Source organism: Kitasatospora sp. NPDC058063, assembly GCF_042885395.1.
In the GTDB taxonomy this organism is placed as follows: Bacteria; Actinomycetota; Actinomycetes; order Streptomycetales; family Streptomycetaceae; genus Kitasatospora; species Kitasatospora lactacystinica.
Genome location: NZ_JBHVSD010000004.1, coordinates 360,441 through 367,512, shown reverse-complemented (window position 1 = coordinate 367,512; position 7,072 = coordinate 360,441). Strand labels below are relative to the sequence as shown.

General features: G+C 72.8%; 7 protein-coding genes. 1 reads left to right on the top strand and 6 read right to left on the bottom strand.

Translation table 11 applies throughout. The features are described 5' to 3' along the window. Window positions 1-138 precede the first annotated feature (138 nt). The 6 genes from ACFVUY_RS09515 to ACFVUY_RS09490 form a co-directional block, all read right to left on the bottom strand. A complete protein-coding gene (locus ACFVUY_RS09515) occupies window positions 139-1,548 on the bottom strand; it encodes an MFS transporter (protein WP_387728584.1) in 1,410 nt (469 codons plus the stop codon). Beyond that, window positions 1,545-2,375, bottom strand: a complete 831-nt coding sequence (locus ACFVUY_RS09510) for a glycerophosphodiester phosphodiesterase (protein WP_387728581.1) — start codon at window positions 2,373-2,375, stop codon at window positions 1,545-1,547. The genes ACFVUY_RS09515 and ACFVUY_RS09510 overlap by 4 nt, the downstream gene beginning before the upstream one ends. Window positions 2,376-2,579: 204 nt before the next feature. Beyond that, a complete protein-coding gene (locus tag ACFVUY_RS09505) occupies window positions 2,580-2,984 on the bottom strand; it encodes a hypothetical protein (RefSeq protein ID WP_387728579.1) in 405 nt (134 codons plus the stop codon). Further along, window positions 2,981-3,457, bottom strand: coding sequence for a protease inhibitor I42 family protein (locus ACFVUY_RS09500; RefSeq protein WP_387728577.1), 477 nt, complete (start codon window positions 3,455-3,457; stop codon window positions 2,981-2,983). Before ACFVUY_RS09500 ends, ACFVUY_RS09505 begins: the two co-directional genes overlap by 4 nt. 14 nt (window positions 3,458-3,471) lie before the next feature. After that, on the bottom strand, window positions 3,472-5,049 hold the full coding sequence (locus tag ACFVUY_RS09495) for a peptidoglycan-binding protein (RefSeq protein ID WP_387728575.1): 1,578 nt from the start codon (window positions 5,047-5,049) through the stop codon (window positions 3,472-3,474). Between the two features lie 158 nt (window positions 5,050-5,207). Next, a complete protein-coding gene (locus tag ACFVUY_RS09490; protein WP_359914846.1) occupies window positions 5,208-5,543 on the bottom strand; it encodes a hypothetical protein in 336 nt (111 codons plus the stop codon). Between the two features lie 296 nt (window positions 5,544-5,839). Between ACFVUY_RS09490 and ACFVUY_RS09485 the strand changes: the two genes are divergently transcribed. Then, window positions 5,840-7,069, top strand: a complete 1,230-nt coding sequence (locus ACFVUY_RS09485) for an FAD-dependent monooxygenase (RefSeq protein ID WP_387728572.1) — start codon at window positions 5,840-5,842, stop codon at window positions 7,067-7,069. The last annotated feature ends 3 nt before the right edge of the window (window positions 7,070-7,072 follow it).

Genomic DNA, 7,072 nt, shown 5'->3' with positions numbered 1-7,072 from the left:
TGCACCAGTACCTCGTCTCGGTGGAGCACCCCGCTCTGCCCGCGCGCGCCCGTTTCGACCTCCCGCCGCCCCTCCTGTCCCCCCATCGGGGGAACGGCCGGGCCCGGGTCGTCGTGCGAGCCGCCGGAGTGCGAGCCGTCAGAGCCGTTCGGGAACCGGGTTGCCGACGGCCTCGATGGCGCGGCGGACCGGCACCTTCAGCAGGACGACGAAACCGATGACGAAGAAGATCAGCAGCGAGATGATCGCCGAGCGGTAGCTGCCGGTGATCTGGTAGGCGAGGCCGAAGACCAGCGGGCCCATCCAGCTGGTGCCGCGGTCGCTGACCTTGTAGAAGCTGAAGTACTCGGCCTCCTTGCCAGGCGGGACGAGGTGGGAGAACAGGGAGCGCGAGAGCGCCTGGCTGCCGCCGAGCACCAGGCCGATCATGCAGGCCAGGACGTAGAACCAGACGGGCTGGTGGGCAGGCATGAAGTAGCCCAGGGCCAGCGTGACGACCCAGCCCACCAGCGAGCCGAGGATGGTCCGCTTGGCGCCGTACCGGTGGGCGATCCGGCCGAGCAGCAGGGCGCCGCCGATCGCCACGACCTGGACCAGGAGGACGGCGGTGACCAGCGAGGTCTGCTCCATGCCGAGTTCCTCGCTGCCGTAGAGCGAGGCCTGGGAGACGACGGTCTGGATGCCGTCGTTGTAGCAGAGGAAGGCGGCGAGGTAGAGCAGCGTGAGCGGATGCTTGCGCATGCCGCGCAGGGTGTCGGCGAGTTGGCGCAGGCTGCCGCCGGCGGGCTCGCCGTCCTCGGCCGGGGCGGCGGTGGGGCTGGGGGCGATGCCGGCCCGGGAGGGCAGCCGCAGCATCGGGACGACGGTGAACAGCGCCCACCACAGGCCGGCCGAGGCGAGGCAGATCCGCACGGCGGTGCCGGAGTCCAGGCCGAACGCGTCGTGGCCCTGGAAGAGCGCCAGGTTGGCGATCAGCAGCAGTCCGCCGCCCGCGTAGCCGTAGGCCCAGCCCTTGGAGGAGACCTTGTCGCGCTCGTCGGGGGAGGCCAGGCCGGGCAGGTAGGCGTAGGAGAGCGCGACCGAGACCGCGTACGAGATGTTGGCGACCACCAGCAGCGCGCCGCCGAGCAGGTAGCGGTCGCCCTGGAGGAGGAACATCCCCATCGTGGCGAGCGAGCCGAGGTACGCGAAGCCGCACATCAGTTCCTTGTGCCGGCCGGTGCGGTCGGCGACCGTGCCGGTGAACAGCATCACCGCGACCGAGAGCAGCACGGAGAAGGAGACCGTGTACGGGAAGAACGATCCTGCACGGATCGTCAGGCCGAGCGGGTGCACATTGCCGGCCGCGTCGGCGGCGTCCTTGGCGACGGAGGTCAGGTACGGGCCGAGGAACACCGTCAGGACGGTGGCCGAGAAGGCGGCGTTGGCCCAGTCGTTGACGTACCAGCCGAACTGTATTCGGCGCAGGGCCCGTCCGTCGTCGGCGGCGGCCGCGGGATCGGTCGGTGGGTCGTCCGGCAGGTGCGTCGCCGAGTTCGTGGTGCTCATGGGGTTCCCATCACCGTGCTGGAGCCGGTACTGCCGTCCGTCCAGCAGCCGCGCTCGCCGAGGACGTCCCGCAGGACGTCGATGCGATCGGCCATGATGCCATCCACGCCCAGGTCGAGGAGAGCCCTGATCCGTGTGGGATCGTCCACAGTCCAGACGTGCACCTGGAGCCCGAGCCGGTGGGCGGTGCGGACGAAGGCCCGGTCGACCACCCGGACGCCCCGGTGACGCTCCGGCACCTGGGCGCACAGCCCGGCGAACGGCGCCCCCCGGCGCCGGGACAGCGACCCCGGACCGGCGGACGGCAGGAACGATTCGGCCAGCGAACGCAGTCGCAGCCGGGCGACCTCGCGGGGGCCGAGCGAGGTGGCCAGCCGGGGGCCGGCGGCGGCGCGGACGGCGGCCAGCCGGGTGTCGGAGAAGCCGCCGACGCAGACCCGGTCCCAGGCGTCGGTCCGGCGGATCGCCTCGACCAGCGGACCGACGGCCGGCGCCGCCTTGACGTCGATGTTGAAGCGGGCGCCGGGGAACGCGCCGAGCAGGTCCTCCAGCAGCGGCACCGGCTCGGTCCCGCCGATCCGGGCCCGCCCGACGGTCTCCCAGGGCAGCTCCGCCACCGCCCCGGCGCGGTCGGTGACCCGGTCGAGGTGTGAGTCGTGGAAGGCCACCAGCACGCCGTCGGCGGTGGCGTGAACATCCGTCTCCAGGTAGCGGTACCCGAGCGCGACGGCGGCCTCGAAGGCGGCGAACGAGTTCTCGGGGCGCCCGAGGTCACCGCCCCGGTGCGCGAAGGCGAGCGGCCCGGGGTGGTCGAGGAAGGGGTGCATGTGCTGCTCCGAGCTGCGGGGACAGGGACCCGGCGGGGCCGCGAGGCCGTGGTCCGCGGGCGTACCGCGTTACAGTATTACGCACCCTGTCAAGCAGTAACGCTCCGTTCCGGTGCAGGTACCGGCCCCGGGAGAGGGGGCGCCCGGACGGCCCCGATCCGCAGGACCGGCCCCGGTCCGGGCCGCCCCTCAGCCCCCCGTCCCTCAGCCCCCCGCTCCACCGCGGACGTCCCGGCGCAGTCCCAGGATCTCCGCGACGGCCTCCAGCCAGCGGGCGAGCAACTGGTCGCCGTCGACGGTGGTGACGGTGGTGGCCGCCGAACCCAGCCAGTCCCGGGCGAGCCGGGCCGGTTCCGTCCCGGGGAGCGGCTCGGGGAGGTCGGCGGCGTAGCGGGCGCCGCCGCTGCGCACCACCTCGGCGAGGAAGGCGAGCGACCGGGGGAGCACCCCCAGCCGGTCGGCGGCCAGCGCGGCCGCGACGGCGCCCTCGCCGAACAGTGCGGCCCGGTGCGGGCCGGCGAAGGCCAGGCCGTAGCGGAGCATGGCGGACACGTCGAGCTGCCGCAGCTCGTCGTCCGTCCTGGGGCGGAAGCGGTCGTCGGGGCTCATCGGACCGTCACCGTGTAGGTGTTGCGCACGACCAGTTTCCTGTTCTCGTCGCTGGGGGCGGGGAGGTTGCAGTAGCTGCGGAAGCAGTTGAGGAGGGTGACGGCGGTGGTCCCGCGGCCCTTGGCCTCGAAAGTGTAGAAGCGGGTGCCGCCGACGCCGTCCGAGGTCTTCGACTTCTCCGGGAGGTCGAGCCGCTCGTCGGCCAGGGCGGCGACGGCGGCGTCCGGCCTCGGGTCCACGACGCTCCAGCGGTCGCCGGCCGAGGTGTTGTCCGGGACGGCGACCGTGAAGCGCTCGCCGACGGCGAGGTCGACCGAGCGCTCCTGCGCGCCGAGCACCCGGCCGCGCTCCGGCCCGCTTCGTGTGGCCGTCGCGTCCTGCCCGCAGGCCGTCAGCCCGGCTGCCAGGACGGCCGCAAGGACGCCCAGGTCGGCCGCCAGTGCCACCGCCCGGACCGGAACCCTCGTGAACACCCGTACCGTCCCGGTCACTTCGGCAGGTGGACGGCGTAGGCGGTGGGCAGCCGGTTGTCCGAGGCGCCGCCCATGTGGCCGTTGACGAAGTCGTCCTCGCTGACCCAGGTGGTGGTGCCCCACGGGTTGTAGATCTGCAGCATGTTGCCCTCCTGGCCGACGATCATCATGGCGTGGCCCGACCGCTTGCCGTCCTTGTCGTAGCCCTCCACCCCGACCGGCACCGGCTTGCCGTCGGCGACCGCCTTCTCGATGTCCGGCAGGAGCTCGCGCCGGTCGTCGGGGTTCGGCATCTTCTTGTAGTCGAAGTCGGCGCCGGTGTGCGGGCTGACCTCCTTCTCCAGCACCTTCTCCTTGCCGTCCGCCCCCATGCCGTCCCAGTTGTCGCCGCCGTCGCCCTCCTGGTGCACCCGGTGCTGTTCGGCCAGCAGCCGCTGCTGGAACGCCGCCGGGTCGTCCTCCTGGCCGGTCGGCCCGCCGGTCAGGTCCAGCGCGTAGAGCGGATCGACCATCGCCCGGGCGGTGACGGTGGAGGAGGCGACGCAGGTGCCCTCGGTGTTCGCCTGCTGCCAGCGGGCGCCGTCGAAGGTGACCTCGTCCGTGTTCTTGTTGGAACCGTCGTCGTTGGTCCCGCCGCTGGTGGTGTCGTCGTCCTCGGTGCGGACGGGCGTCAGGTGCGTCCGGAGCCACTCCGGGTCCTTGCCGTGGATCTTGCCCTGGAACGCGCGGATCTCGTCCAGGTTGTGACCGGCCGCCAGCGCCTTCATCAGATAGGCGCGCTCCTGCGGGGACTTGGAGTCGGCGAGCAGCTTCTCGAAGTCCGCGCGGTCCTTCTCGTTCATCTTGTCCAGGTACTCGCCGGACCGCTTCATGTCGTTGGCGGTCAACAGCTCGTTCAGCTCGGTCGGACCGTCCGGACCGGAGGTCTCGGCCAGCACGAGCTTGTCGGCGGCGGTGACCGCACCGGTCTTCATCTTGCCCGCGCGGGCCTCGGAGGCCAGCTTGTTCAGGTCGCGGGCCGCCGCACGGGCCGCCTCGTCGGCGCGCTTGGCGGCGCTCAGCATCGCGTCGACCTGGGGAACGGCGGCCTGCTGCGCCTTCTTGCGCGCCGCCTCGTCTTCGTCGTCCTCGAACCAGCCGTCGAACCAGCCGTCCTCACCGCCCAGCGAGCCCAGCACCTGCTGGAGCGCGGACCGCGCGGTGCTGTCCTGGCCCTGGGCGTTGCGCAGCGCGTCCGCGAGGCGGAGCAGGGCTATCCCGCCGTTGTGGAGCGCGCTGGTCTGCTCGTCGACGGCGCGGGCCGCGGCGGCCACCACCTCGGCGGCCTTCGCCCCCGTGGAACCGGTCCAGACGTCCGGCAGCCCGGCGGTGGCGACCGCCAGGACGTCCTGGTGGAGCTGGTTCGAGTCGGCGGCCGCGTTCTTGTAGCGGTTGCCGGTGGCCTCGATGGTGCCCGGGTCCCCGACCGGCGCGTGGACCGCGAGGGCTCCCTTGATCGCGGAGATCAGCCCGTTCTTGCTGTCCGCCTCGCGGACGTCCTTCAACCGGTCGCTCAGCGCCTTGCAGCGCTGCGTGGTGGATTCGCCTGCCATGGCGGCTCGTTCGCCCCGTTCCCGTTGCCCGTGGTGTGGTTCCTGCCGCTGCCCGCCGGCTCCTCGTCGGCCGCCAGGGCGCGCGTTCGGCCGTGCGTTCGGCCGTGCGTACAACCGCGCGTTCGGCCGCGCGTACAGCCGCGGCCCGTGTGCCGGACTCAGCCGAAGGGCCGGTACCCGCCGCTGCCCGAGGCCGCCACGAGGTCCTTCACCACGGCGCCGTCGGCCGACTGGTAGCCGGCCGAGGAACCGCGCACCTTGCCCGCCAGCTCGCTCAGCGCGCTCTTGATCGTCGCGCTCTGCGCCTGCCAGGAGCTGCTGAAGTTCTGGTACGCCGGATCGACGTCCTCGCCCCCGAACACGTCAGCGGTGTAGCACACCGGATCGCTGATCGCCGTCCCGATCGTGCCCTCGTCCCCGGACGCCTTGTCCAGCGCCTTCGCCTGACCCTCGGCCCCGCCGGCCTGGATCGCGTACCCCGACCCCTGCGCCATGGTTCACCCCTCGTGCGTCCCCCGAGCCGTCCGCGCGACGGCGTCCGAGCACCATACGGGCCGCCCGGTGCCCGGGCAATTCGTATCGCGCCTGGTGGGGGCGCTGTTGCAGATTCATGACACACCGTCCACCGATCGGCCACGGCGCCCCGCCGGGGCTCGACCGGGCGCCGTCCTGTCAGCGCGCCGCCGGTGCCCTGTCAGCGGTGACAGCGCCGTGTCCGCGTCCTGTCCGCACGGTACAAGTGCCCCGGCCCACGCTGGTGTTGAAACAGAGCAACCCACGGGAGGTCACCATGTCCAACAACATCCGGCCGCACTCCGGCACCCGCCCCACCTCGGTCCTGGTCTCCGGCGCCGGGATCGCCGGCACCGCGCTCGCCCACTGGCTGAACCGCTACGGCTTCCGCGTCACGGTCGTGGAGCGGGCCCCCTCGCTGCGCGGCGGCGGGCAGGCGGTGGACATCCGCGGCACCGCCCTGACGGTGGTCGAGCGGATGGGGCTGCTGGAGGAGGTCCGGGCCCGCCGGACCGGGCTGCGCGGGATGTCCGTGGTCGACGCGGACGGCCGCGAGCTGCGCAGCACCACCGAGTGGACGGCCAGCGGCGGGCCGATCGGCGGCCCGGACGTGGAGATCCTGCGCGACGAACTCGCCGAGCTGATCGCCGGAGCGGACGGTGGCGCCGCGGGCGACGGGACCGCCGGGCCCGGTGTCGAGTACCGCTTCGACGACTCGATCGCCACCCTGGCGCAGCACCCGGAAGGCGTCGACGTCCGGTTCCGCAGCGGCACCGAGCGCTCCTTCGACCTGGTCGTCGGCGCCGACGGCCTGCACTCGAACACCCGGCGCCTCGTCTTCGGCCCCGAGGCGGACTACCTCCACCCCATCAACACCTACGTCGCCGGCTGGAGCGCGCCCAATCACCTCGGTCTCGACCGCTGGGAGATCGCCCACCGGGACGGCGACGGCCCGAACTGGTTCTGCATGGCGATGACCGTCCGCGGCAACAGCGAACTGCGGGTCTTCGTCGGCTTCCACAGCGACGAGCCGATCGACGACATGCTCCCGCGCGACCCGGCCCGCCAGCGGCAGTTGGTGGCCGAGCGCTCCGCCCACGCGCGCTGGGAGCTGCCGCGCTTCCTGGAGGCGATGCGGGAGTCCGACGCCTTCCACTACGACGTCGTCGCCCAGATCCGGATGGACCGCTGGTCCAACGACCGCGTCGTCCTGCTCGGCGACGCCGGCTACTGCTGCTCCCCGGCCACCGGCCAGGGCACCAGCGTGGCGCTGACCGCCGCCTACGTCCTGGCGGGCGAACTGCGCGCGGCCGACGGCGACCACCGCGCGGCCTACCCCGCCTACGAGCGGCGGCTGCGCGACCACGTGGCCGCCAACCAGGCGATCCTCGACGTGACCGGGGACCGGAAGGCCCGGTCCGAGACCGTCACGAACCTCGGGCAGTCCGACCCGAAGCTGGAGGCGGCCTTCCGGGCGGCCCTCGACTTCGACCTGCCGGACTACTGATCC

Bases quoted from the DNA above. Each gene is read 5' to 3' on its own strand.
- ACFVUY_RS09515 (WP_387728584.1), bottom strand. From the start codon at position 1,548: ATGAGCACCACGAACTCGGCGACGCACCTGCCGGACGACCCACCGACC.
- ACFVUY_RS09510 (WP_387728581.1), bottom strand. From the start codon at position 2,375: ATGCACCCCTTCCTCGACCACCCCGGGCCGCTCGCCTTCGCGCACCGG.
- ACFVUY_RS09505 (WP_387728579.1), bottom strand. From the start codon at position 2,984: ATGAGCCCCGACGACCGCTTCCGCCCCAGGACGGACGACGAGCTGCGG.
- ACFVUY_RS09495 (WP_387728575.1), bottom strand. From the start codon at position 5,049: ATGGCAGGCGAATCCACCACGCAGCGCTGCAAGGCGCTGAGCGACCGG.
- ACFVUY_RS09490 (WP_359914846.1), bottom strand. From the start codon at position 5,543: ATGGCGCAGGGGTCGGGGTACGCGATCCAGGCCGGCGGGGCCGAGGGT.
- ACFVUY_RS09485 (WP_387728572.1), top strand. From the start codon at position 5,840: ATGTCCAACAACATCCGGCCGCACTCCGGCACCCGCCCCACCTCGGTC.